Source organism: Paraburkholderia sp. J67, assembly GCF_905220265.1.
Classification (GTDB): domain Bacteria; phylum Pseudomonadota; class Gammaproteobacteria; order Burkholderiales; family Burkholderiaceae; genus Paraburkholderia.
Map to the genome: position 1 here is coordinate 224,634 of NZ_CAJMZK010000002.1, position 23,028 is coordinate 247,661.

At 63.6% G+C, this 23,028-nt stretch carries 18 protein-coding genes; 6 read left to right on the forward strand and 12 right to left on the reverse strand.

Translation table 11 applies throughout. From position 1 onward, the window contains the following. Position 1: 1 nt before the first annotated feature. Positions 2 to 1,282, reverse strand: coding sequence for an acyl-CoA dehydrogenase family protein (locus U5782_RS05010; RefSeq protein WP_322042721.1), 1,281 nt, complete (start codon positions 1,280 to 1,282; stop codon positions 2 to 4). Continuing rightward, positions 1,279 to 1,530, reverse strand: coding sequence for an acyl carrier protein (locus U5782_RS05015; RefSeq protein WP_322042722.1), 252 nt, complete (start codon positions 1,528 to 1,530; stop codon positions 1,279 to 1,281). Before U5782_RS05015 ends, U5782_RS05010 begins: the two co-directional genes overlap by 4 nt. 412 nt (positions 1,531 to 1,942) lie before the next feature. Here U5782_RS05015 and U5782_RS05020 point away from each other — a divergent pair, with 412 nt between their 5' ends. Then, a complete protein-coding gene (locus U5782_RS05020) occupies positions 1,943 to 3,130 on the forward strand; it encodes a glycosyltransferase family 4 protein (protein WP_322042723.1) in 1,188 nt (395 codons plus the stop codon). Positions 3,131 to 3,208: 78 nt separating this feature from the next. On the opposite strand, the gene U5782_RS05025 is transcribed toward U5782_RS05020, so the two are convergent. The 7 genes from U5782_RS05025 to U5782_RS05055 all read right to left on the reverse strand — a co-directional run bounded on the left by U5782_RS05025 (position 3,209) and on the right by U5782_RS05055 (position 12,333). Further along, positions 3,209 to 4,447, reverse strand: a complete 1,239-nt coding sequence (locus U5782_RS05025) for a glycosyltransferase family 4 protein (RefSeq protein WP_322042724.1) — start codon at positions 4,445 to 4,447, stop codon at positions 3,209 to 3,211. Positions 4,448 to 4,681: 234 nt separating this feature from the next. Beyond that, on the reverse strand, positions 4,682 to 5,941 hold the full coding sequence (locus U5782_RS05030) for a glycosyltransferase family 4 protein (RefSeq protein ID WP_322042725.1): 1,260 nt from the start codon (positions 5,939 to 5,941) through the stop codon (positions 4,682 to 4,684). Positions 5,942 to 6,078: 137 nt separating this feature from the next. Then, complete coding sequence (locus U5782_RS05035) at positions 6,079 to 8,436, reverse strand: polysaccharide biosynthesis tyrosine autokinase (protein ID WP_322042726.1); 2,358 nt, start codon at positions 8,434 to 8,436, stop codon at positions 6,079 to 6,081. 19 nt (positions 8,437 to 8,455) lie between these two features. Next, the gene (locus U5782_RS05040; RefSeq protein WP_322042727.1) at positions 8,456 to 9,679 is read right to left on the reverse strand and encodes a polysaccharide biosynthesis/export family protein; all 1,224 of its coding nucleotides are present in this window, start codon (positions 9,677 to 9,679) and stop codon (positions 8,456 to 8,458) included. Between the two features lie 37 nt (positions 9,680 to 9,716). Beyond that, a complete protein-coding gene (locus U5782_RS05045) occupies positions 9,717 to 10,649 on the reverse strand; it encodes a glycosyltransferase family 2 protein (RefSeq protein ID WP_322042728.1) in 933 nt (310 codons plus the stop codon). A gap of 34 nt (positions 10,650 to 10,683) precedes the next feature. Then, positions 10,684 to 12,072, reverse strand: a complete 1,389-nt coding sequence (locus U5782_RS05050; protein WP_322042729.1) for an undecaprenyl-phosphate glucose phosphotransferase — start codon at positions 12,070 to 12,072, stop codon at positions 10,684 to 10,686. Positions 12,073 to 12,078: 6 nt separating this feature from the next. Further along, positions 12,079 to 12,333 (reverse strand): hypothetical protein, encoded by a 255-nt coding sequence (locus tag U5782_RS05055; RefSeq protein WP_322042730.1) that lies wholly within the window; start codon positions 12,331 to 12,333, stop codon positions 12,079 to 12,081. Positions 12,334 to 13,190: 857 nt separating this feature from the next. Between U5782_RS05055 and U5782_RS05060 the strand changes: the two genes are divergently transcribed. The 5 genes from U5782_RS05060 (at position 13,191) to U5782_RS05080 (ending at position 18,856) form a co-directional block, all read left to right on the forward strand. After that, positions 13,191 to 13,718: a GNAT family N-acetyltransferase gene (locus tag U5782_RS05060; protein ID WP_322042731.1), complete on the forward strand. Its 528-nt coding sequence runs from the start codon at positions 13,191 to 13,193 to the stop codon at positions 13,716 to 13,718. A 110-nt stretch (positions 13,719 to 13,828) separates the two neighbouring features. Continuing rightward, on the forward strand, positions 13,829 to 15,391 hold the full coding sequence (locus U5782_RS05065; protein ID WP_322042732.1) for an O-antigen ligase family protein: 1,563 nt from the start codon (positions 13,829 to 13,831) through the stop codon (positions 15,389 to 15,391). Between the two features lie 11 nt (positions 15,392 to 15,402). Next, complete coding sequence (locus U5782_RS05070) at positions 15,403 to 16,581, forward strand: glycosyltransferase family 4 protein (RefSeq protein ID WP_415914260.1); 1,179 nt, start codon at positions 15,403 to 15,405, stop codon at positions 16,579 to 16,581. Continuing rightward, complete coding sequence (locus tag U5782_RS05075; RefSeq protein WP_322042734.1) at positions 16,578 to 17,732, forward strand: glycosyltransferase family 4 protein; 1,155 nt, start codon at positions 16,578 to 16,580, stop codon at positions 17,730 to 17,732. The genes U5782_RS05070 and U5782_RS05075 overlap by 4 nt, the downstream gene beginning before the upstream one ends. A 2-nt stretch (positions 17,733 to 17,734) precedes the next feature. Further along, on the forward strand, positions 17,735 to 18,856 hold the full coding sequence (locus U5782_RS05080; protein ID WP_322042735.1) for a glycosyltransferase family 4 protein: 1,122 nt from the start codon (positions 17,735 to 17,737) through the stop codon (positions 18,854 to 18,856). A 104-nt stretch (positions 18,857 to 18,960) separates the two neighbouring features. Here U5782_RS05080 and U5782_RS05085 read toward each other — a convergent pair whose 3' ends face one another. From U5782_RS05085 to U5782_RS05095, 3 genes are read right to left on the reverse strand one after another with little or no spacing between them, the layout of a single operon-like run. Then, entirely contained in the window at positions 18,961 to 20,103 is a 1,143-nt protein-coding gene (locus U5782_RS05085; RefSeq protein ID WP_322042736.1) for an acyltransferase, read from the reverse strand. Between the two features lie 3 nt (positions 20,104 to 20,106). Next, entirely contained in the window at positions 20,107 to 21,738 is a 1,632-nt protein-coding gene (locus tag U5782_RS05090; protein WP_322042737.1) for a hypothetical protein, read from the reverse strand. 5 nt (positions 21,739 to 21,743) lie between these two features. Beyond that, entirely contained in the window at positions 21,744 to 22,853 is a 1,110-nt protein-coding gene (locus U5782_RS05095; protein ID WP_322042738.1) for an acyltransferase, read from the reverse strand. Between the last annotated feature and the right edge of the window lie 175 nt (positions 22,854 to 23,028).

Genomic DNA, 23,028 nt, shown 5'->3' on the forward strand with positions numbered 1-23,028 from the left:
CTCAGGCTCTCCCCGGGCCGGTCGGCCGCTGCGCGAGCAACAGGCTCGCGGTGTTCTGGGCGATACGGTCGTTATTGATCATGAGCGGCGCCGAGTGCAGGTCGCGCAGATGGCGGCCCACGCTGTATTCGGTGCCGTTCTTGTAGCCGGCCATGCCGCAGATCATCAGCACTTCCTGGACGACGAGCAGCGCCGTCGCGGAGATGCTGGTCTTCAGCGTGTTCATGTCCGACGCGTAGTGCAATTGCGCGGAAAGCGGCGTGTCGGCGTCGCGGCCGGCTGCGCGCGCGAGATGGGCCGCGTGCGCCGCATCGAGCGCCACTTTCAGACGCGCCTGCATCATTTGCAGCAGGCCCACGGCTTCGGCCAGACGCATGCCCGCAGGCGGCACCGAACCGGGCTTGGCGCGCGCCTGGGCGCGGAAGAACGCCTTGGCGCGATTGACCGCGTCGCTCGCCACGCCGGTCCACACGGCGGCCCACAGCGTGTGCGAGACGGGCAGCATGGTCTGGTCGGAGATCTCGGCAAAGGGCGTCGGCAGGATCTGCTCGGCGCCGCCTTCGGCGACGAGGCGAAACCCTTCGCTACAGGTGCCGCGCATGCCCATCGAGTCCCACGTGCCGCGCTTTTCCAGTTCGAGATCACCCAGCAACGTGACGATCAAGACCTGATCGGAGGCGGGCGATTCGGCAGTGCGCCGCGCGGTGACGAGAATGCCGTCCGCGTGCGCGCCATACGAGATCGTCGGCGCCATTTTCTCGATGTGAAAGCGCCCGTTCTGCACGTCGACCGCGCAGGCGCTCGTGCGCATGCTGCCGCCGATATTCTCTTCGGACGTGGCCGAAGCGAGCAGCCATTGCTGCTCCACGAGCTGCGTGAGCACATGCTGATGCCACGGCACCTCGGCGCCGTGCTCAAGGATGCAGGCCACCTGGATCTGGTGCATCGCGTAGATCATCGCCGTGGATGCGCAGCCGTGCGCGAGCGTTTCGCTGATCGTGGCGATTTCCGCGAGCGAGAGGCCGGGTCCACCGAAGCGCGGCGGCACCATCACGGAGAGCAGCCGCTCGGCTTTCAGCGCATCGAACGCCTCGACCGGAAAGCGTGCGTTGCGGTCCACGTGGTCTGCATACTGCGCGGCGACTTGAGCTACGCGCTGCGCAGCTTCACGCCAGGCAGCAAAAGTATCCAGTACCTGGGAATCCGTAGCACTTGCCTGGGCGGCCTCTGCAAGCGCGCGACGTTCTGGCTCGACGGCCGCGTCGGTGAGCGGCGCGTTCATGCTGCCGCCTTCGCCTGTTGCAGTTCTGTGACCGCGGCGGCGAGCGAGTCGATGCTCGAAAAGAGACGGCGGGTGAGCATGCGATCCGGAATCTCGATGCCGAACTCGTCTTCGACGGCGAGCATGAGGTGCACCGTCGCGAGCGACGAGAGGCCTGCGGCATAGAGATCGGCGTCATCGGCGAGGGTGTCGACCGGCACGTCGAGACGGGCGGATTCGGAAACGATACGTCGCAGAGCAGTTTTCATGGAGCGGCGCCCCTCAGGTTAGTGGCATGGGAACAGGTGGACGGTTCCGGCATGAAACGGAACGCTTGCATCCGTGGCCTCAATTTAACGAAAGGCAACGCGCCCTCGTCGGTGCGTCAGCGCACTCACGCGCTGTGTACGATCGTTGGGTCAGACAATTGGACGACGACGTGACGCGACGGCAATCCGTAGGGAGAATGCCGTGCTTCGCGGGTAAGCGTGTGTGTGCGCGCGTACAGTCCCAACAAGACGGTGTGAATTCAGGCCGTTTTCTCATCGCTTACGCGAAGGGGCGGGCGAGAAGCCAGCGAAAGCCGTTGCGTGTCCAGTGTGTCCGCGCGCACGCACGCCGCGGCACGCTCCTCTTAAACTGATTTGCATCGCGGACGATCCGCTCTACCTGTGTGAAATCATGAAAGTAGCGATTGTTCATGACTGGCTGGTTGTTCCGGGCGGCGCGGAGAAGGTTCTCGAACAGATCATCCAGTGCTTTCCAGATGCCGATCTGTTTAGCCTCGTCGATTTTCTGGAAGACCGCTCGCTGGTGTGCGAAAAGCCGGTGACGACATCGTTCATCCAGCATTTGCCGTTCGCGCGGCGCAAGTATCGCGGCTATCTGCCGCTGATGCCGCTTGCCGTCGAGCAGTTCGACCTGTCGGAGTACGACCTCATCATTACGAGTTCGCACGCGGTGGCGAAGGGTGTACTCGTCGGGCCCGACCAGATCCATATCAGCTATGTTCATTCGCCGATGCGTTACGCGTGGGATCTTCAGCATCAGTACCTGCGTGAGGCACGTTTGACGGTCGGCCCGAAGTCATTCGCCGCGCGCCTGCTGCTCTACTACATGCGCAGCTGGGACGCACGCTCGGCCAACGGCGTTGACCGGATGATCGCCAACTCGCAGTTCATCGCGCGCCGCATCATGAAGATCTATCGGCGTCGCGCGACGGTCATTGCGCCGCCGGTCAACGTGCATCAGTTCGATCTCTGCGCAGATAAAGAGGACTTCTATCTGACTGCGTCGCGACTCGTACCGTACAAGCGCGTCGATCTGATTGTCGAAGCGTTCAGCACGACGCCGCATCGCAAGCTGGTGGTGATCGGCGATGGTCCCGAGATGGCGGCGATCCGTGAAAAGGCCGGACCCAACGTGACCATCCTCGGCTATCAGCCGTTTGCGGTATTGAAGGATCACATGCAACGGGCGAAGGCGTTCGTGTTCGCCGCCGAGGAGGACTTCGGCATTGCCGTGGTCGAGGCGCAGGCCTGCGGCACGCCGGTCATCGCTTACGGCAAGGGCGGTGCGCTCGAAACCGTCGTGCCGGTCGGCGAGGAGCAGCCCACCGGCGTGCATTTCGCGAAGCAGACGATCGACTCGCTGCTCGAAGGCGTCGACTTCTTCGAGCAAAAGGGAACGTTGATCACACCGCAGGCTTGCCGTGCGAACGCGGAGCGCTTTTCGGCAGCGAACTTCCGGCACGCGCTGATGATCGAGGTGATGCGCACTATGAGCGCCGCGAGTGCGCGATTGCAGGGCAGACGCGAAGCCGATCTCCTCGCGCAGCATGAATTGCGCAAGGCGCCGGGGTTACCGTGACCCTGCCATAAAAAAAGCCGCGCAAATGCGCGGCTTTTTTTTCGCACTCGATGCCGCGTGAGCGCGCGGCTTCCCTGCTCAATACTCGATGCCGCGGATGACTTTGTTCATCTGGGCGATATAGGCATTGAGCGAAAAGTCGCGCTTCACGTTGATCAGCCCCTTCGCAGCGAGACGCTGGGCGAGGCCGGGATCGGCATACAGCGCTTCGATGGCTTCTGCCAGGGCCGTCGCATCGCCTGGCGACACCAGCCAGCCATTTTCGTGATGCTGCAGGATCTCGACGACGCCGCCCGCCGCTGCGGCGATAACCGGGCGTCCGGCCGCCATCCCTTCGATGATGACGCGCCCGAACGGCTCAGCGACCGTCGAAGTGTGCAGGACCATATCGACCGCTCTCATCCATTGCGGCATGTCGTCCTGAAAGCCGGCGAAATGGACGCGATCCTCGATGCCCAGCCTGACAGCCTGTTCCCTCAGCGACTTCTCGTAAGCCTGCTCGCCGAAAAGCGCCGAGCCGACCAGGACGAGATGCAGCCCCGGGATCTGCGCCAGCGCGTCGATGGCGACATGCTGGCCCTTCCACGGCGCGATCCGGCCGAACAGGCCGACGAGGCGCGTATCGTCGGCGAGGTTGAGGAGGCGGCGCACCTCTTTCGTCCGTTGGTCGTCCACCTGATCGAACTCGCCCGCATCGACCCCGTTGTAGACCACCGGCACGGCCGACGGGTCGCATTTGATCAGGTCTGCGAGAGCGGCGGCCGTGGCATGCGAATTGGCCACGATATAGTCGACCGCGTAGCGCGTCGCCCATTTGACCACGAGGCGCTGCAGCGGGCCGAAGTGGTCGGGGCTCATGATGTCGCGCAGATGCCAGACGATTTTCCGGCGATGCAGCGGCTTGCCGAGCGCGCCCAGCACCAACGCCTTCTGCGTGTTGAGAAAGAGAATGTCGAAGCGTCGCGCGTGGCGCGCAATGGCCTGGATCTGCCGGACAATACCTGGTAGTGCGAATAGCCAGCTCAGATGCACAGCATCCTTGTTGATCCTGGCCACGCGATCGTCGATCGTGAGATGAACGGTGACGTCCATCGATTCGAGGCGCTGCCGGAAGGGGCCGTCGGTGAGCAGCAGCACTTCCCGCCGGGTCGCCAGCATGGTCACGAGCGGCAGCAGCGACAGCTCTGCGCCGCCGAGCTGCCCGCTCTGATCGACGAACAGCACGCTCGGTCCTTCGGCGCTACCCGCCGCAAGAGGAGCCACCGGAAACGGCGTTGTGCACGTCGCCTCGATGCTGACTTTGTTGACACTGGACATGGTTCGATTCACCGGCGTTCGATCCTGAAATTGAATCAGCTCGACTCATTATTCTTGGCGAATCGCGGAGTTATTGTTCGCAGTCGCACTTACCGCGACTGACATGAATGTTACGTTCTACTTTCTAGTCATTTAAGAACTGTAAGCGTGCACGATTCACCAGGCCGATATTGCTCGTAGGCGATGTGTCCAGACAACAGCGAGGCGCACGATGCCATCAAGCAAGCGCTGCCCTCAACGTCGTGCGCGCGCGATGATGTGCGTCACCTGCTGGAGGTAGGCGTCGAGCGCGAAGTGCTGCTGGACGTCATGGACGGCGCGATCGGTCATGCATTGCACGAGATTCGGCGTCGCGCGCAAGGTTTCTATCGCGTCTGCCAGCGCCGCTACGTTGCCCGGTTCGATGAGCCAGCCGTTCATCCGATGCTGGACGATCTCGGTCACGCCGCCGGCGCCCGATGCGACGACGGGCCGCCCGGCCGCCATCCCTTCGATGATCACCCGTCCGAACGGCTCGGGTTTGAGCGACGTGTGCAGGATGACGTCCATGGCCTTCATCAAGACCGGCACATCGTTGCGGGTGCCGACGAAGTGCACGCGGTCTGCCACGCCCAGCCGGGCGGCAAGGCAATGCAGTTCCTTCACATAGTCATCTTCGCCGAAGAGCGCGCCGCCCACCAACGCGAGATGAACGTCTTGCAGTCGCGTGAGGGATTCGATTGCGACGTGTTGGCCTTTCCACGGTGCGAGACGCCCGAAGAGGCCGGCGAGCCAGGCATTTTCAGGCAGGTTGAAGCGTCGCCTGAGCGACTGTGCTTCGACCGGGTCGGCGTGCATGAACGCATCCACGTCGATGCCGTTGTGCACGACGGGGATGGCCGAGGCCGGCAGGCCGGTCAGCTCGATCAACGCGTCTGCCGTTGCCTGCGAGTTCGCAACAACCTGATCGATCGCATGGCGCACCAGCCAGCGGACGATGCGCAATTGCATCTTGCCGAAATGGTCGCGCGTCATGACGTCATGCGCATGCCAGACGATCGGGCTGCGGTGCAGCGGCTTGCCAAGCGCGCCTAGCACCAGTGCCTTTTGCGTGTTCAGAAACAGCACGTCGAAGTATCGGGCGCGCGTGGCGATCGCCAGTATCTGCCGGTACATGCCGGGCAGGGCGCGCAGCCAGGAAAGCCGCATTCCGGCGCGCTTGATCGCGGATACCTGTGCGTTGCTTTTGACGATGACCCGCACGCCTTGCGCTTCGAGCAGTTCGCGAAATGGTCCATCGGAAAGCAGCAACACTTCGCTGTGCGCCGCATGTAGCGCGGCGAGCGGCAGCAGGCAGAGTTCCGCCCCGCCGGGCTGTCCGCTCTGGTCGACGAACAAGGCGCTTGGCGGGCGTCGCCGGCTCGGCTTGCCGGTGTCGTCGACCAGGGCGTCGGCGGCAATGGCCGGCACCGTCTCGACTGACGGAAATTGCCGTGTGAATGGTCGTCCGTTCATCGTTGGCGTTCGCGCGGGCGGAGAAGAATGTAGGTCAGCTCTAGGTGACCGGTTAACGCCGATTATTGACGCTTTGGACGGCCACCAGTGTGGCCGTCCGCACGTAAGGCAACTGACAGACGTCGCTCCCCGTTTACTCAATGTTGCGCGCGTCGCCGCTTGGCCGTGGCGGGCGCTGGCACATCGTCGGCGGTGTAAAGATAGGCATACGAATAATCGGATGCGCCGTACCGCCCCGCGCTCTTCTGCGGCACCGCGTTGAGCACGCCGCCGATCAGGCGGGCCCGCGCGCGGCGCAGTTTCTCGAGCGATTCGGCGATATTGCGCTGGGTATTCGCGCCCGCTCTCATCACGAGCACCGTGGAACCGGCGATGTTCGCGACGCTGGCTGCATCGGGCACCGCGAGCAGCGGCGGCGTATCGATGATCACGAGGTCGAATTGCCGCTCGAAGTGCTCCAGCAATTCGCTAAAGCGCGCCGACGAAAGAATTTCCGAAGGATTGGGCGGGTACGCACCGGCCGCGATGAAGTGCAGGCCTTCAACGCCGGTCGGTTGCGCGATGACATCGAGATCGCCCTGACCGGTCAGCAATTCCGTGAGCCCGCCCTTCGACGAACGTCCGAGGTAATGCGCGAGCCGGCCGCGGCGCAAGTCGGCGTCGATCAACAGCACGCGGCGGCCCGTCTCGGCGAGCAGCGCGGCAAGATTCGCGCAGAGGAAGCTCTTGCCGTCCGAAGGCGCCGGACTGGTGAAGGCCACCACGCGATTCGGCGCATCGAACAACCCGAATTGCAGCGTCGCACGCAGCCCGCGCAATCCTTCGATCGACGGGTCGAACGGATGCGTTTTGGCCAGCAGGGGTCGCGCCGGCGCAAACGGCGCGTGCGCGCCCGGCATGCGCACAGCGGCGCTGCTTTCCATTCGCGACGGCCCGACGACCTCTGGCGAACCCGGCAGGGCGGCGGCGTGGCTCCGCGCTTCCAGCGCCAACTGATCGGCCTGGTTCTGCTGCGCGCTGTTTGCGATGACGCCGAAGATCGGCATGCCAAACCGCCGTTCGAGTTGCGAAGCGTCGGAGATGCCGGTGAAGAGCGTGCGGCGGCAGACCGCAAAGGCGATACCCGCCATGATCCCGAGCACGGCGCCCGCCGAAATGATCATGCCGGGCTTCGGCTTGATCGGCGACGAGGGCACCAGCGCTTCGTCGATCATATGGACATTGCTGACCGTCCCGGCGCGCGTGATCGACAGCTCCTGGATGCGGTTCATCAGCGCGATGTAGATCTGTTCCGCGACCTTGGCGTCGCGTTGCAGGGACAGCGCTTCGCGTTCGTTCTGCGGCATCGTGGCGTACTGGCTCTCGAAGCGAGTCTTCTCGCCGATCATCGCGGCGAGCTGGGCGTCGATCGACTTGACCTCCGGGCTCTCGGCTGTGTACTGGGTCAACAACTGGGCGCGCGTGACGCGCATCGTGGCGATCTGCTTCTCGTACTCGATTTCCCCGCCCAGATACAAACTGGCTTCAGAACTGGGGTGAAAGGAACCGCTGTGAGACTGGTATTCCGCCAGCGCGGTTTCGGCGCGATTGACTTCGTCGCGGATGCGGGGCATTTCGCTGTTCAGGAACGACAGCATCCGGCTGGCTTCTTCCTGCGCACGATCCTGGCGTTGCTTCAGGTAGGAGTTGCCCACGGCGTTGACGATCGCCGTGATCAGAACGGGATCGGTACCCATGAAGGAGAGTTGCACGATGCCCGTGTCAGTACCTTTTTCCGCGACCTGAAGGCCTCCCGCGAGCCCACCCACGGCGTCGAGCTGATTGAAACGCGTCACGAAGAATTCCGTGCCGGGCCGTGCAACAAGCCGTTTCACGAGAATCGAAACGCCATCACTGCTCGCCATCTGGCCAGCGACGCCGGTAAGCAGCAACCAGCCGGATTGACTGCGCAGTTCGTAGCGGCCTTGTCCAAGCGCGTGCAGCGTCAGCGTTGTGCCCTGCAGCTCGGTTGGGACGGTGATGGATTCGACGCTGAACTCCTCGCCGCCCCATGCATAAGACGTCAAACCGAACGGTGCGCCAATCGGGTGCCCCGGATGCGCAAACATCGAGACGAGATGGCCCAGATACGGCATGGTCTTGGGCCACGCGGAAAAATTCAGCTTGAACTGCTCGACAACCGGCTCGACGACGGTGCGGCTCCTCAGAATCTCGATCTCGGCGTCGGTGTGCGTGCCGCCGGCGGGCGCGAGCGCCGCAAGAGCCTGCGCACCGCCCGGGGTATTGCCCGAACTCGACTCGACCTGGATCAGCGCATCCGCCGAATAAATACGCGTCGCGGACTTCGCGTACCAATAGGCTCCGAGCGTCACGCACGCCGCAATCGCGATGACCCACCAGATCTGTTCGAAGATCATTCGCAACAGATCCCGAACCATCGCGTCTTCATCGTTGCCAGGGGCTGGGGCTTGCTCCAGCATGTCATAGCTACCCATGTTCGTCTCCGTACGCGATTTAGTTGTCGACCAAGGCCTTGGTAAAGAACAGGAGCTGCAAAGTCGGCGTGATCTGGTCGAGCACCCGGTTGAAGCGAGCCGTGTTGGACACCTGGACGTAGACGACGTCCCGTGGCTTCAACTCGAACTTTGTCATCAGCAGCACGGAGTCCACCTGAGTCATGTCGAGCCTGAAAATCTCCGGCTTGTACGACTTGTCGGCGCCACGGATCACATAGATCAAGCGCGGATCGCTCGTTTTGGGATCGATGCTGCCGGCATCGGTGATCGCATCGGCAAGCGTGAGGCGGCCGCGATTCATCGGCAGCGAGGTCGGCTTCGAAATTTCTCCGAGCACGAATACGCGGCTGTTGGCGCGATTCGGCACGTCGACGATGTCGCCGTCCTGTAGCACGACGTTCTGATTCTGGTCGCCGGTTTCGAGGATCGACGCCACGTCGACCGTGTAGCGCGTGCCGCCGCGCATCACGCCGATGTTCTGCAGGTCGGCGTCGTCCAGCGAGCCGCCCGCGCGATTGAACGCGTCCAGGATCGTCAGCGGCGTGTCCGTGATCGCCTCTGCCTGCGGGACATGAACCTGGCCCGTCATCTGGATCGACTTGCTGTTGAATCCCGACACGCGTACGTCGACCTGCGGCTCGCGGATGGTTTTCTGCAGCCCCTCTTTAACGGCTTCCCGGACTTCCTGGGTGGTCATGTCCACCACTTTCATGCGGCCGATACGCGGAAAGAAGATCGTGCCGTCCGGCGCGACGCGTACCTGGAATCCGCCGTTGCCCGCGGTTTCGCCGCTTCCGCCGCCGGAGCTCGCACCACCGGTGGTCCCGCCGCCCTGACCGAACGACGTGCCGCCGGCACCCGTACCGGAATTGCCCTGAGGCGGCAGTGGCGGCATGACTCCGCCGCCCATGCCACCGGCGCTGGCCAGTTCCGGGTGGTTCCAGACAATGATCGTGAGTTGATCGTCGATGCCGATCTTGTAGCGATAGGCCTTGCGCGTGTCCTTCGTGAAGCACGTCAGCGGACACACGGACGGCACGATCTGCGCCGACTGGTCCTTGAACCAGGTGACGTCGATCGGTCGCACCGGATAGGTCGCCTGCTCAACGACAGGCTGGGCCGTCTGGTCGAGGCGGCTGGCATCGAGGTAGGGCCCCGGAATGAAACTGCATCCGGATAGCCAGGTCGCTGCGCTGCATAAGAGCAGTATTCTGGTTTTCATCGTATCGGTCCTTGCGTTGCAAGCGCGCCGAGGCAGGTCAGCGCGCGGCCTCCTGCCATGCCCCGTGCATGGCGCGTAATCCAATCCACCATTTGCGCAGTGCGAGCGCGAGACCTTCTCCGTCGAGCGCCAGCAGCAGCGCGCGCGCGAACCCCGGATCCGCGCGTGTGCCGATCAGCGTCGAATACGTCACGAACGCCCAGCGCTGGAACGCCGGAAGGTGTTCGCACATGATCAGACGCAGGTTGAATGAAGCGTTGAAAAAGGCGGTGGCGTTGAAGACGCTGCGTTGGTCCTCGTCGCCACGCTGTGCCGGGTAGTGCTCGACGAGCAGCGCGGGGTCGTAGACGAGCGTCCAGCCGTGACGGCAGACCTCGAGGCTGAATGCCATTTCACAATGCACCTGCGCGCCCGTTCCGCGCAGGCGCGGATCGAAGCGCACACCGGCCACGGCTTCGCGGCGGAACGCCATGTTGACGCCCTTGAGCACCTGGACGTTGCGCGGCGGCCCGTCGCCGATGTGATGGTTGCCGATCGCGCGCCCATACCAGCTTACGAGCCCGACCACCGACTTCTTTCCCTGAAGGATGCCGCCGCGTTCGTGGACGATGTCGCGCCCGCCGATTCCACCGAGCGCCGGGGCATGCGTGAAGGCGCTGGCGATGCGCTCGATCCAGTCGGGATGCGGCGCGGCATCGTCGTCGGTAAAGCACACGATGTCGCCGCTCGCGGTGTCGAGTCCGCGATTGTAGGCAGCGACCACACCGGGCTCGTCGACGATCGCCACCGTGACGCGGCAGTCGTGCGTCGCCACGGCGTGCGCGTCGAGCCATGCGAGCGTCGCAGTGTCCTCGCGCCGGGCAATCACGACGATTTCGTCGGCGTGCCGATGCTGCGCCTCGAGCGCCGCGATGCAGCGCGCGAGGTCTACAGTCCGCCGATAAGTCGGCACGATAACCGATACCTTCACAATCAAATCCCCCGAGATGCGGATCACTGCTAGCTCAATACGCGTTGCGGCCGACGAAGCCCTTGAAAATCGTGACGAACACGATTCGCATGTCGAACCAGAACGACCAGTTATGGATATAGAAGAGATCGAACTTCACGCGCGTTTCCATCTTCTCGATCTTCGTCGTGGTTCCGCGGTATCCATTGACTTGCGCCCAGCCGGTGATGCCGGGCTTGATGCGATAGCGATGCATATAGCCGTAGACGAGATCCTTGTAGAGATCGTCGTGCTCGACGGCATGCGGACGCGGTCCGACTACGGACATCTGGCCGAGCAGTACGTTGAGGAACTGCGGCAGCTCGTCGAGGCTCGTGCGGCGCAGGAACGCGCCGATCTTCGTCACGCGTGCGTCGCCGCGCGCGGCTGGTGTGACGAGGCCCTCGCTCTCGCGATGCGTCGTCATCGAGCGGAACTTGTAGATCATGAAGGGATGGCCATCGATGCCCTTGCGCTTCTGTGTGAAGAACACGGGACCCGGCGACGTCAACTTGATCGACAAGGCAATCGCGGCGAACAGCGGCGACAGCAGGATGAGCGCGACGAGCGCGAAGAGACGATCGAAAATCAGCTTCGGCCACATCGACAACGGCGAAATCGGCGCGGCGTTCAGGTTGATGGTCGTGAGGCCGATGACGTCGACGAGCGCGTGATTGAACAGCGCGAGGCTGCGCACATCCGGAATGAAGCGCAGATTCACGAAGTCATGCTGGAACGCCCGCTTGAAGCGATAGATCGTGTGCTCCTCGGAGAGCGGCAGCGCGAGCCAGACCTCGTTGACGCGCTCCTCGCGTACCTTCGCCGCGAACGCGTCGATGTCCGTGAACACCGGCAGGCCGCCGCGTTGTCCTTCGAAAATGTCCAGTGCCTGTGCGTTGGTGTCGAACAGGAAGACGGGCTTGAAACCGGCTTGCGGCGCGCATTTCAGATGGGCGAGCAACGTGCGCGAGAAGCCCGGCGTGCCGACGATCGCAACCGTGCGGAAATTGAATCCGCGGCGGCGCGCCGTGCGCAGCGCAAGATGCGCACCGCACTTCGCCGAGACGATCAGCACGCCTGAAATCAGCGTCGAATAGCCGAACCAGAGGCGCGAGACCGCGTCGACGCGATGCAGCGTGAAGACGAGCACGAGGCTCGCCGCCACGACGGCGAGCCATGCCGCGAGGACGCGCCCGAGCATGGCCGGCAGAGACTGGCCGCGCCATGTCTCGTAGAAGCCGAAGCCCGGAAACAGCAATAGCACGAGCGCGCAATTGAACGCGGTGTGCAGCCGCTCATTGTCGTCGAGAAAAACCTCGGCGCCCGGAAAGCGCAGGGCGTGCGCAATGAGGGCACCCGCGATCACGAAGATCACGTCGAGGCAGCGAGCGATGACGTTGGACATGATGGTTCATCCGCCGAGCGCGATCTGGTGTTGACGCGGCACCATCCTGCTGGATTCGCGACCGTCGCCCCGTCTCGGGAGCATGGAGATAACCTGGCGAATGAGAATCGAATCGCGCCGGATTGTCCGTGCGCCATCGCACAGTGTCAGTCCGGCACCTGAATCAACCCGTTGGAGATGACGATTGAATGCCTGCCATTTTTCTGAGGGCAGCACCTCTGGCAGGGGCTTGCCGCGCAGGTCGCGTTGGAGAGTCAGCATTTCCAGTCCTTGATGAAGCCGCGCGAGGTGCGATGCGCGGTTTCTCTTCTATTTACCTGACATGGTGCGCGCGACCGTCGAATGAAATCCGGTCGCGGTGCACCCATGTCGGCCCCGTTTGCTGCGCGGCTTGCGTGACGTTTGGCCGTCACTGGCGAGCGCGCTATTTGGTCTGCGCTGCACTAAGCGAAGAGCGTGCCCGTGCGGTCAAATCGAGTGGGGATGCGGGTCTGCCGCCGATGACGGAAAAGAGGACGGCGGCAAGTGCCGTTTTTTGTTTCAGAAATGCACGATCGGTTCGATGGCATCTGGCCCGATGCTTCGTGCCAGATGCCATCGAGATGGCGGGTCCCGCCTGTGCTTGTCGCATCGCGCCGAGGGTTGCCGATTCGTGTGAACGGAATCGCACCGCCCACAGGCGGTCATTGCGGGCGCCGCGCCGCGCGTGCGGAACTGATTCAGAAGTGTCACGGCAATTGTGTGCGGGTTCGCACGGAACCGATTTTGGCGCTGCAGGCCCGGTGAATCCGTTGTGAGGCGTTGCGCTGGAGAAGTCCCGCGTGCAGCGATCAAAGCGCTACGCGCAGGGGGAATCGGCCACGACGATGCCGCATTACGTTGCGTGAGCAACGACATCGATGCCGTTGTGCCGACGAATGAGTTTGGGTTTCATCACCACGCTCGCGAATGTTTCAACTTTGAGACATGCGAATTGGCGCTGCCGCGCCTTGTCATTCGCCCGTTCGGCAGTTGGGGACGACAGTGCGGTGCCGCACCGATGCGGGCTGGGTTGGCAGCGTACCTTTTCCCCATGCTGACGGATGGACTCAGCCGACATTCGCCAAAGGAAAAACGCGATGAACTGGAAAACGCTCGAATTCGACCAGCTCACGCCACGCGATCTGTATCTGATCATGCGGGCGCGCAGCGCGGTGTTCGTCGTCGAACAGGCGCACGTATGCCTCGACGCCGACGGGCGCGATGAGCAGGCACTGCACTTGTTCGCCATGCAGGAGTCGGGCGGCCCGATGCCGCTGATCGCTTACGCGCGGCTTCTGCCGGGGGACGCCGAAGATCCCGAAGTGATGATCGACAAGGTGCTCACGAGCCCCACACGGCGCGGAGACGGCACGGCCGAGCAGTTGATCGAACACGCGTTGCGTGTCATCGCGCAGCGTTGGGCGGGCATCACGGTTCGCGTGTCGGCGCCGGTTGGCCTGAAGAGTTTTTACGAGCAGTTCGGCTTTCGCAAGACCGAAGGCCCGTTTCTCGAATATGGCGTCGCGTACATCGGCCTGACCCGCCGGCAACGCGGCGCGCAGGTTTCGTCGGGCAGCGCGCGCAATCACGGCCTGTCGCTCGTCAGCACGTACGAGCTCTTGTGAGCGGCGCCTAAGGACATGAAATGCGCATCCACAAAGGGGATGCGCGCTGACGATGCGGGAACGGGCGTGCCGGCTAACGGTGCCTGCACGTTTCTGCCGGGGGCAGGGGCATGCTGAGAACACCATCGTTGACCGCACAGATGGACGGTTCGCCGCGCGGCGTTGCGCGCGGCGTGCCTGCCGTGCGCAAGCGCAAGGAACGTAACCCGATCGTGCTGCCAGCGGCGTTGTTTGGCGTGACGCTGCTGCTGATCGTCGCGCACTTCGCGAAGCTCGCTGAGCTGGTTTTCCTGGCTGGCTCGCTGAGTGTCGCTTTCGTGCTGTATCGGCGCTCGCCGACCCACTACATCAGCTTCGTCTGCTGGCTGTTTTTTCTGTCGCCGCTGCTGCGAAGACTGGCGGATTTCATGAGCGGCTCGTTCAACAACACAAGCCCGATCATGGTGGCGCCGCTCGCGGCTGTGAGCCTGTGCGGGCTGTCTCTTGTGCGTAATCTCGACAGCCTTGGGCAACGCCGTGCGATGCCGTTCGTGCTGGCCGTGATCGCCATGCTCTACGCGTTCGTGATCGGCATGACCGAGGTGGGGATCGCGGCGGCGCTGTTTGCGTTCATCAACTGGATTTTTCCATTGCTCGTTGCGTTCCATATCTCGGTGACGTGGCGGCACTATCCCGAGTATCACCGCGTCATGCTGAAGACCTGGGTGTACGGCGGGCTCGTGATGGGCGCCTACGGCGTTTGGCAGTACGTTCAACCGCCCGCCTGGGACGCATTCTGGCTTCTCCAGACGAAGATGGTCGCGAGCGGCAAACCGGAGCCGTACGCGTTGCGTATCTGGAGCACGATGAATTCGACCGGGCCGTTTGCGATGACGATCATGTACGTGTTGCAGATGGCGTTCGCGACACGCGGAAGACTGCGCATACTCATGGCCATCGTCGCGGTTCCCGCACTGCTATTCACGTCGGTACGCTCCTGCTGGGGCGGGTTGCTGATCGGTCTCGCGTATCCGCTCCTGTCGCTTGATGGAAAAAGTCGGCGCAGGCTGATTGCAGGGGTGCTCGGCGTAGCGGTGCTCTGCACCCCGCTCATGATGGTCGACCAGGTGTCTAATTCGCTGGCCAAGCGCTTCCAGACCTTCGACGACATTTCCTCCGACAACAGCTATCGATCGCGTGTGATGCTGTATGAGTGGCTCCTGCCCACCATGCTCGACAACATTGCGGGCCAAGGCATTGGTTCGACGGGCGGCGCCATGAAGCTTTCGGCCGACGGCAACTCCCCCGCTGGGGGGCCGGCGTTCGACAGCGGCGTGATGGAGTTGCCATACGTGATGGGGTGGCCGGGCACGCTGTTGTACGTCGGCGGCGTCATGATGCTGATGTGGCGCGCATTCAAGGCCACCCGGCTGTTGCCGAACGACCGCTTCGCGATTTGCGGGTTCGGCGTGTCGCTTTCGATCTTCTGCATGATGGTGATGGTCAATACGCTGGTGTCCTTCTCGGGCATGCTATTTTTTATCGGCGTCATGATGCCGTTGATCGGCTTGCGCCATGCGCGGGAGCAGGCAGGCGTGAAGTCGGCGCGTGCCGTGAGTGCGGCGGGCCGCCCGGCAGCCGGCAGCAGGGCGGTGTCCGCGACTGTTCCGCGCGCGGCAAAGGGGACGGCATGATGAAAGAGCGCTTGCGCATCTTGATCGTCACGCATCAGTTCGCGAAGAACGATGGCCAGGGCCGTGTGAACTACGAGATCGTGCGCGCCGCGCTGGCCGCAGGTCATTCGGTGACGATGCTGTCATCGAGCGCCGCCGACGAGCTGTCGCGTCACCCGCGCGCGCGCTTCGTGAAGATCGAGTCGAGCCGCGCGCCGACCCGCCTGTTGCAGTACCAGGTATTCGCGTGGCGCAGCTGGCGATGGATTCGCGCGCACCGGGACGAATTCGACGTCGTGCACGTGAATGGCTTCATTACGTGGGCTACTGCGGACGTCAACTCCGTTCACTTCGTTCACGACGGCTGGTACCGCTGCGGCTTCTATCCATTTCGTTTGTTTCGCAGCGCGCGTGAGGCCTATCAGGTCATCTATACCCGACTCAACGCGTATCTCGAGGCCCGTGCTTTCAGACAGGCTCGCGCTGTCGTGGCCGTGTCGGGCAAGGTGCGCGACGAAATGCGGGTGAGCGGCGTGGACGCGCGACGCCTCCAGGTCATCTACAACGGCGTCGATATCGACGAGTTCGCGCCAGGTCCCGCCGAGCGCAGCCGCTTCGGTTTGCCTGACGCGCCGTTCCTGTTTCTGTTCGCGGGCGACCTGCGCATCGCGCGAAAGAATCTCGATACGGTGCTGCACGCCTTGCGCGATGCGCCGGCCAACGCGCATCTGGTGGTGGCCGCCGATCTGCGTGGCAACCAGCGCTATCCGGCGCTTGCCGCGGAGCTAGGGGTGGCGGAACGCGTGCATTTCCTCGACTTCGTACGGGACATGCCTGCACTGATGCGTTCGGTCGATGCATTCGTATTTCCTTCGCGTTACGAAGCCATGAGCCTCGTGTTGCTCGAAGCGCTGGCTGCCGCGTTGCCGGTCGTCACCGCACGCACCACGGGGGGCGCGGAAGTGGTGGGCGCCGACTGTGGATTGGTGCTCGAGAATCCGGATGACGTCGCGGGCATCGCCGCGGCAATCGACTATCTGGCGAGCGACCCCGAGCGCTCGGCCCGAATGGGGCAGGCCGCGCGCGAGCTCGCCAGAACACTGGGATGGGATGTGATGGCGCAGCGCTATCTTTCGTTATACGAACATGTTTGTGCGACGCGAAGCGTCGCCTTGCCCGAAGCGGCCGCAGCCGTGGTGGTGGACTCATGAGCGGGCCGATCGATTCGTTGCAGATCGGCATGCACTGGTTCGGCGAGCGCCAGGGCGGTCTGGATCGCATGTTCATGGAAATCGTCGATGTGCTGCCGTCGCAGGGCGTGAATGTGCGCGGGCTTGTCGCGGGCAGCCCGGCGGTCGAGCAGGCGTCGGGCGGCACGATCCACTCGTTCGCGACGCCGCAGTCGCCGATCGGCACGCGGCTGCGCGGCGTGCGCTCGCTGGCTCGCCGGCTCAAGCACGCCCAGATGCCGGATGTCGTCGCATCGCATTTCGCGCTCTATGCCGCGCCGACCGCCGGGCTCTTTCGGCGCGTGCCGCACGTCGTGCATTTTCACGGCCCGTGGGCCGACGAGTCGTTCGCCGAGGCGAGGCGACCGCTCAATCAGGCGGTTCGCCGTTCGCTGGAGCGTCACGTCTATCGATCCGGGACACGGCATATCGCGCTGTCACGGGCATTCGGCCGGCTGCTCATCGAGCGCTACGGCGTGAGCGAAGAGCGTATCCGTATCGTGCCGGGTTGCGTGGATGTCGATCGATTCGATATCGGCGTTTCGCGGCGGGAAGCGCGCGAGCGGCTGGGCTTGCCGCAGGACCGCCCGCTGATTTTCTGCTTGCGCCGCCTCGTATGGCGCATGGGCCTCGAGAATCTGATCGATGCGATGTTCCTGGTCAAGCGGGAGATGCCGGACGCACTGCTGACAATTGCCGGTCGCGGGCCGCTCGAACCCACGCTGCGCGCGCATGCCGCCGCTCGCGGGCTCGAAAACCACGTGAATCTGGCCGGCTTCGTGCCGGACGACATGTTGCCGCTCTGGTATGCGGCGGCCGACCTGAGCGTCGTGCCCACGGTCGCGCTCGAAGGGTTCGGGCTCACGACGATCGAATCGCTCGCCTCGGGCACGCCGGTGCTCGTGACGCCGGTGGGCGGTTTGCCCGAAGCGGTGGCGCCGCTCTCGCCGGATCTGGTCTTGCCGGCGGGCGGCTTTCACGCGATCGGTGCGGGTATCGTGGACGCGCTTCGCGAGCCGGGCAGGTTGCCCGATGCGCAAGCGTGCCGTGCCTATGCACGCGCGAATTTCGATCGCCCGGTCGTGGCGGGGCAAGTGGCGCAGGTCTATCGTGAAGCGATCGAGGCGTTTTGATCATGAGAATCCTTCATCTGGCGAATCACGCACACAACATCGGCAATGGCATTGTCAACGTCATGGTCGATCTTGCGTGCATGCAGGCGCGTGCGGGGCATGAGGTGACGATCGCATCGTCGGGCGGCGGATTCGAGCCGCTGCTGGCGCGCGAAGGCGTGCGTCATGTGCGGCTGCCACAGGCGCCCAAGCCTCGCTACGTGCCGGCGATGGTGGCCGGCTTCAATCGTCTGCTGGCCGAGCACGATCCGGAAGTCGTGCATGCGCACATGATGTCGGGCGCGTTGATTGCGCGCTTTGGCGTGTTGCGCCGCCGTTTTGCGCTGGTGACGACGGTGCATAACGAGTTCCAGAAGAGCGCCACGCTGATGCGCGTTGGCGACCGTGTGGTGGGTGTCACCGAAGCGGTGGCGCAATTGATGGAGCGGCGCGGCATTCCCGCGCACAAACTGGCGGTGGTGCTCAACGGCACGATCGGCACGCCGAGACTCGCAGAAACGCCGTTGCCGAAGTCGCCTGCGCTCGGGCGGCCAAGTATCGTGACGGTCTGCGGCATGTATTACCGCAAAGGCATTCCGGAGTTGCTGCGCGCGTTCGCGCGTCTGTCTCCTCGCTTTCCCACGGCCGAGTTGTATCTGGTCGGCGATGGACCAGATCGTGAGCAGTTCGAAGCGATGTCGCGAGAGCTGGGTGTCGACGCGCGCGTGCATTTCACGGGTTTCATCGCCGACCCGCGCGGGTATCTCGCTGAGGCGGATGTCTTCGTGCTGGCTTCCCACCGTGAGCCGGCGGGGCTCGTGCTAAGCGAGGCGCGCGAGGCCGGAAGCGCGATCGTGGCGACGCGCGTCGATGGTATTCCGGAGATGCTCGATCACGGCGAGGCTGGCGTGCTAGTCCCGGCGAACGACGACGCAGCGCTCGCTGAAGCGATCGAAAAGCTACTCTGCGATCGCGAGGCACGCGAGGCGCTCGTCGCGCGCGGTCGGCGCAACCTCGAGCACTTTCACGTACGCCGTGTGTGCGATGAATACCAGGCGATCTACGAAGCCGCGTGCGATGCGTTGCATGCGCGCAGGCGTGATCTCCAGGCTGCGGGCGTGGGCCGGGATCGTGTAGCGCATTGACCCGTTTGCATGCCAGGCGGCCGGACACGGAGCTTTGTCGGCTCTCGTCGCTGGCCGCTTTTGCGTCACTCCTCCCCGTTGGTACTTGAACCGCGCGCCTGGACTCACGCCGTTTCGGTGACGCCGGAAGCAACCCGTTGTTGACGCGCCCATCGATTGAACTGGTCGCGGAACGGCGCTTCGATGTATCGGTACGTCAATCCGGAAATCAGCAACAGCGTCACCGTATAGACGAGCAGTGTCGCGAAACCGGTTGCCGTTCCCGTCAAATGCCGCGTAGCGAACCCGAATCCCTTGATCAGCACCGGATGCATCAGGTAGATCGAATAGGAGCAGCGGCCGAGTAGCTGTGCCGGTGCGGTGTTGAGCGCGCGGGCCACGTATCCGCGATCGGACGACAGGGACAGGATCAGCACTGCGAAGACGAGCGGACACGCGAAGGCCATGACCGGCACGCGGTCGGTGGCGGCGAATACGCCGTAGACGGCCAGCAACGCGCCAATCTGCAACGCGTTGCCATGAGGGCGCAGGCGGCGTGCGGTGTAAAAGGTCAGACAGCCGAGAGAGAACGACGTCAGGCATCGCGTGAGGCCGAAATCGTAGGTGATGTTCAGGCAATCTCGCGTAGCGACGCAATCGTGCAGCGTGAGGCTGGCCCAGCAGGTAACGGCGAAGGCGACGGCGCTCACCGTCGCGAAGAGCATGATGCGCGCGCGTCCGGCCACGAACAGACACGCCAGCGCGAACAGCATGTACGTGTAGAACTCGGTGCTGATGCTCCAGCTCACGAAGTTCAGGATCGCCTTGTCGAACATGCCCAGACCGTGCGTCATCGTCAAGGTCGCGACGATCTCGGCGAGGGAGGGCACCATATGGGGTACCGGATGCGGATCGTGGAACAGGTTCGCGTGCCCGAGCATCACCGCCGCGTGCTTGGCGAGTTCGTAGAGATTCGGCACCAGCACGAAGGCGATCGTGGACGCAATCAGCAACGGAAACAGGCGGCCGAAGCGCCGGATCGCGAAAGTCCACAGATCGTTGACGGTGACAAGGCGGGACTCGTACGAAGCACAGATGACGTAGCCGCTGAGGACGAAAAACAGATCGACGAACAGGTAGCCGTTGCGCACCACGACGGGGTACGGCAACGCGAAGCTGAAGAGTAGTGCGAAGTGGTAAATGGCGACGAGCAGCGCCGCAACACCGCGCGCGCCTTCGAATGCACCAATGGTCTTGCGCTCGAGCATCGCTTATTTCCTCGCGCCGAACAGTGAGACTTGTGTACCCGAAAAGTCGACCGACGATTCCGGTAGGCCTCGTTGCCGATACAACGTGTCGGTGACGACGTCCAGTTTTCCGTTCGGACCCTGCCAGGCGCCGATCAACCAGACCCGGCCGTGCGACGCGACCAGTTGCTCGAGGGGTGCGCGATCGGCTTCGACGGCTGCCGGAACGCCGCGGTTGCTTTGAAGATACGGGCGCTGCAAGCCGACGGCGGGATACGGAGCGGGCAGCGCGACTACGCCGAGCCCTTGCGGCAACTGTCGCGCGTAGTAGTTCAGCCCGACTTCGAGTTCGTTCGGATAAACCACGATCAAGTCGCCGGGTTGGCGCTGCGAGGCCAGATAGCCGACGAGTCCGCGAAGGTCTTCTGTGCCGGATGTGTAGTAGACGCGGTCCTGAACCAGGCAGAGGACAATCACGAGCGGGATCAGCAAAATCCGCAAACGCGCGGCGCGGCCCGCAGCGAAAACGCCCAGGGCGGCGAGCAGCAGCGTTGGCGGCGCCATCCATTCGAAGGTGCGCACGACGAAGACGGGCTTGATCAGATAGGACACGGCGAATACGGCGGTCATCGGGATGAACAGCATGCCGAGTACGTACCACGCCGCGCCTTTGCGGGTGCGATAGAGCGTGCGCAGGCCCAGTGCGAACAGGACGGCGACGGGGAAAAACGCGAGCTTGCCGCCCGTTGCGAGCGTGAGCGGCCACGTGAGCATTTTTGGCGAGATCGTGGCCCAGAACGCCGATTGCACGGTTCTCGACTGGATCAGGATGATCGGCACGCAAGGCGCCCAGACCACCAGACCGATCGCCAGGGCCTTGATGGACACGGCGAGATCGTGGCGCCGATAAGGGGAGAACACGACGATAGCGGCAAACAGCCCGAGCCAGTTGCCGAGCACGATGAACGGGCTCGTGTCGTGCAGCCAGAGCGTGATGCCCGCGAACAGACCGGCCGTGATGCAAAGCGGCCATTCGCCCGGCAGCGTGCGGGTGTGCCGGGTGGTTGAGAGCATCCTGTGCAACAGCGTGGCCGATGCGAGCACCATCAACGTGCAGGACAGGGTCTGGAGCGCGTAGGGCCTCGCCTGCTGGGCGTATTCGATATTGCCCGCATTGAGCGCGAGCAGCACGCCCGCGAGAAGGCCCACGCGGTCATAGCGCTTGCCGAAGCCGATCAAGCGCGGCGCGAACGCGGTGATGCCTATCGTAGCCAGACTCGCAGTCACGGACAGCGAGCGCATGCCGATTTCCGACGATCCCGCGACGCTCATCCATAGTTTCAGCAGCGAATAGTAAAACGGCGGATGCGTTTCGTAGAACGGGGTCTTCGTCCACAGGTCCGTCCACGACAGGCTGGCGAACCAGAAGCTGTACGCTTCGTCCATCCAGATGGAGCGGCTGCCGAGTGTGGGCAGACGGCAGATCAGGCCGAGTGCCAGCACGCAGACGACGGCTGGCAGGAACCCGCCGATTGAACGGATCTCGAGCGTCTTGTTCTTGGTGGGCGGCGGCCAGCCTGACGACACGATGGCATTCGCAGCATCCTGAGGGACACGGGCAGCGGCGGTCGCTTTCGCGCGATCGGAGCGAATCATGCTGGTTACCTTCTGGCGCTGTCGAGCGAAGCGGCAAGTGCGTCGCGCGGCAGGCCCATGACGGGCGAGGGTGACGTGCCAGTTCGCGCAGCACGATCGGTAATCAGACGGTTGCGCACGAAGCGCGCGCGGGCGCGATTGGCGGGACGGTCGACGTACAGCGTGATCAGGATGGACAACGCGTACGTGACGGCAATGACCGCGCATACCCCGAGTGCGCGCTCGATCCGCGGTGCCTGAGCGAGACCCGGCAAGTAGAGCGCGACAAGCTGGTGCGGAATCCAGTGAAAGAGGTAGAGCGAATACGAGAGGTCGGCCATCAGCTGATCGGCTTTGCCGCTGCGGTTTCTGACTGTGCCCAGCGCGAACGGCAGGCACGTGAGCGTGACGATCACGTTCAGCAATTCGTTGTATCGATAGAGCGGCCCAGGATGCGTGCCGCCTAGCAGCAGAGAGCGCAATTCTGGTATGAGCAGTGGCGTCGCGATCACCGCGACAGTCGCAGCCGCCGACGCGATGACATAGCGCTTGCCGTTTGCGAGATCCGGGTAGCGCGCGGCGTACATGCCGGCAACGAAGCAGGGAATGGAAGTGGCCAGCGTCGGGTGGCCGTGCAGCGCGGAAAAGACCGCGCCAGTCGCAAGCGTCAGCACGAAGACGATGGCGGGCTTGCGCTTGAGGGCTGCGAGCACGAGCGGCGCGACGAGATAGTATTGCATCTCAATGTCGAGGGACCAGGCGGGCAGCAGGGGGGTGAACCACGACGAGTTGTAGCCCAGCAGGACGAGACTCGGCAGCAAGGCCCAGAACACGTGATCGAGGGGCGCGCTTTGGGCCGGTGCAGTGTGCGGAAGCTGCGATACCTGCACCCAGACCATCGCGCAAGCGAGCGCGCTGCACAGCAGGAAGACCGGAGCGATTCGCCACGCGCGCGACAGCACGAACGTCAGATACGGATGGCGGGTGCGGCTATATTTGTGCTCCCACATCTGGCAGACCCAATAGCCGCTGAGCACAAAAAACAGATAGACCGCCGCGTGGCCGAGCGACAGGCTGCTGTAGTGGAAGATCACCACCACGCTCGCCAGCAACAAGCGGAAAAGCCCCGGCCCCATTCCTGTCCCCTTTGGTGAGCTACGACTCATTGTCGAGCGGCGGGATTCCGGGCGTCTGTTCAATGGCGCACATTCGTCGGGCGGCCGAACGGCCGCCCGACGCGTGCGCGAGCGTGCCTTTCGCTTGTGTGATCGACCGTACAACGCGCGGGGGGGCGATGACCTAGTATCGGGC

What these genes read in the sequence shown, in the direction of transcription:
- U5782_RS05055 (WP_322042730.1), bottom strand. Translation starts at nt 12,333, where the DNA reads ATGCTGACTCTCCAACGCGACCTGCGCGGCAAGCCCCTGCCAGAGGTG.
- U5782_RS05050 (WP_322042729.1), bottom strand. Translation starts at nt 12,072, where the DNA reads ATGTCCAACGTCATCGCTCGCTGCCTCGACGTGATCTTCGTGATCGCG.
- U5782_RS05075 (WP_322042734.1), top strand. Translation starts at nt 16,578, where the DNA reads ATGAGCGGGCCGATCGATTCGTTGCAGATCGGCATGCACTGGTTCGGC.
- U5782_RS05025 (WP_322042724.1), bottom strand. Translation starts at nt 4,447, where the DNA reads ATGTCCAGTGTCAACAAAGTCAGCATCGAGGCGACGTGCACAACGCCG.
- U5782_RS05065 (WP_322042732.1), top strand. Translation starts at nt 13,829, where the DNA reads ATGCTGAGAACACCATCGTTGACCGCACAGATGGACGGTTCGCCGCGC.
- U5782_RS05035 (WP_322042726.1), bottom strand. Translation starts at nt 8,436, where the DNA reads ATGGGTAGCTATGACATGCTGGAGCAAGCCCCAGCCCCTGGCAACGAT.
- U5782_RS05080 (WP_322042735.1), top strand. Translation starts at nt 17,735, where the DNA reads ATGAGAATCCTTCATCTGGCGAATCACGCACACAACATCGGCAATGGC.
- U5782_RS05090 (WP_322042737.1), bottom strand. Translation starts at nt 21,738, where the DNA reads ATGATTCGCTCCGATCGCGCGAAAGCGACCGCCGCTGCCCGTGTCCCT.
- U5782_RS05015 (WP_322042722.1), bottom strand. Translation starts at nt 1,530, where the DNA reads ATGAAAACTGCTCTGCGACGTATCGTTTCCGAATCCGCCCGTCTCGAC.
- U5782_RS05040 (WP_322042727.1), bottom strand. Translation starts at nt 9,679, where the DNA reads ATGAAAACCAGAATACTGCTCTTATGCAGCGCAGCGACCTGGCTATCC.
- U5782_RS05020 (WP_322042723.1), top strand. Translation starts at nt 1,943, where the DNA reads ATGAAAGTAGCGATTGTTCATGACTGGCTGGTTGTTCCGGGCGGCGCG.
- U5782_RS05030 (WP_322042725.1), bottom strand. Translation starts at nt 5,941, where the DNA reads ATGAACGGACGACCATTCACACGGCAATTTCCGTCAGTCGAGACGGTG.
- U5782_RS05085 (WP_322042736.1), bottom strand. Translation starts at nt 20,103, where the DNA reads ATGCTCGAGCGCAAGACCATTGGTGCATTCGAAGGCGCGCGCGGTGTT.
- U5782_RS05010 (WP_322042721.1), bottom strand. Translation starts at nt 1,282, where the DNA reads ATGAACGCGCCGCTCACCGACGCGGCCGTCGAGCCAGAACGTCGCGCG.
- U5782_RS05060 (WP_322042731.1), top strand. Translation starts at nt 13,191, where the DNA reads ATGAACTGGAAAACGCTCGAATTCGACCAGCTCACGCCACGCGATCTG.
- U5782_RS05095 (WP_322042738.1), bottom strand. Translation starts at nt 22,853, where the DNA reads ATGGGGCCGGGGCTTTTCCGCTTGTTGCTGGCGAGCGTGGTGGTGATC.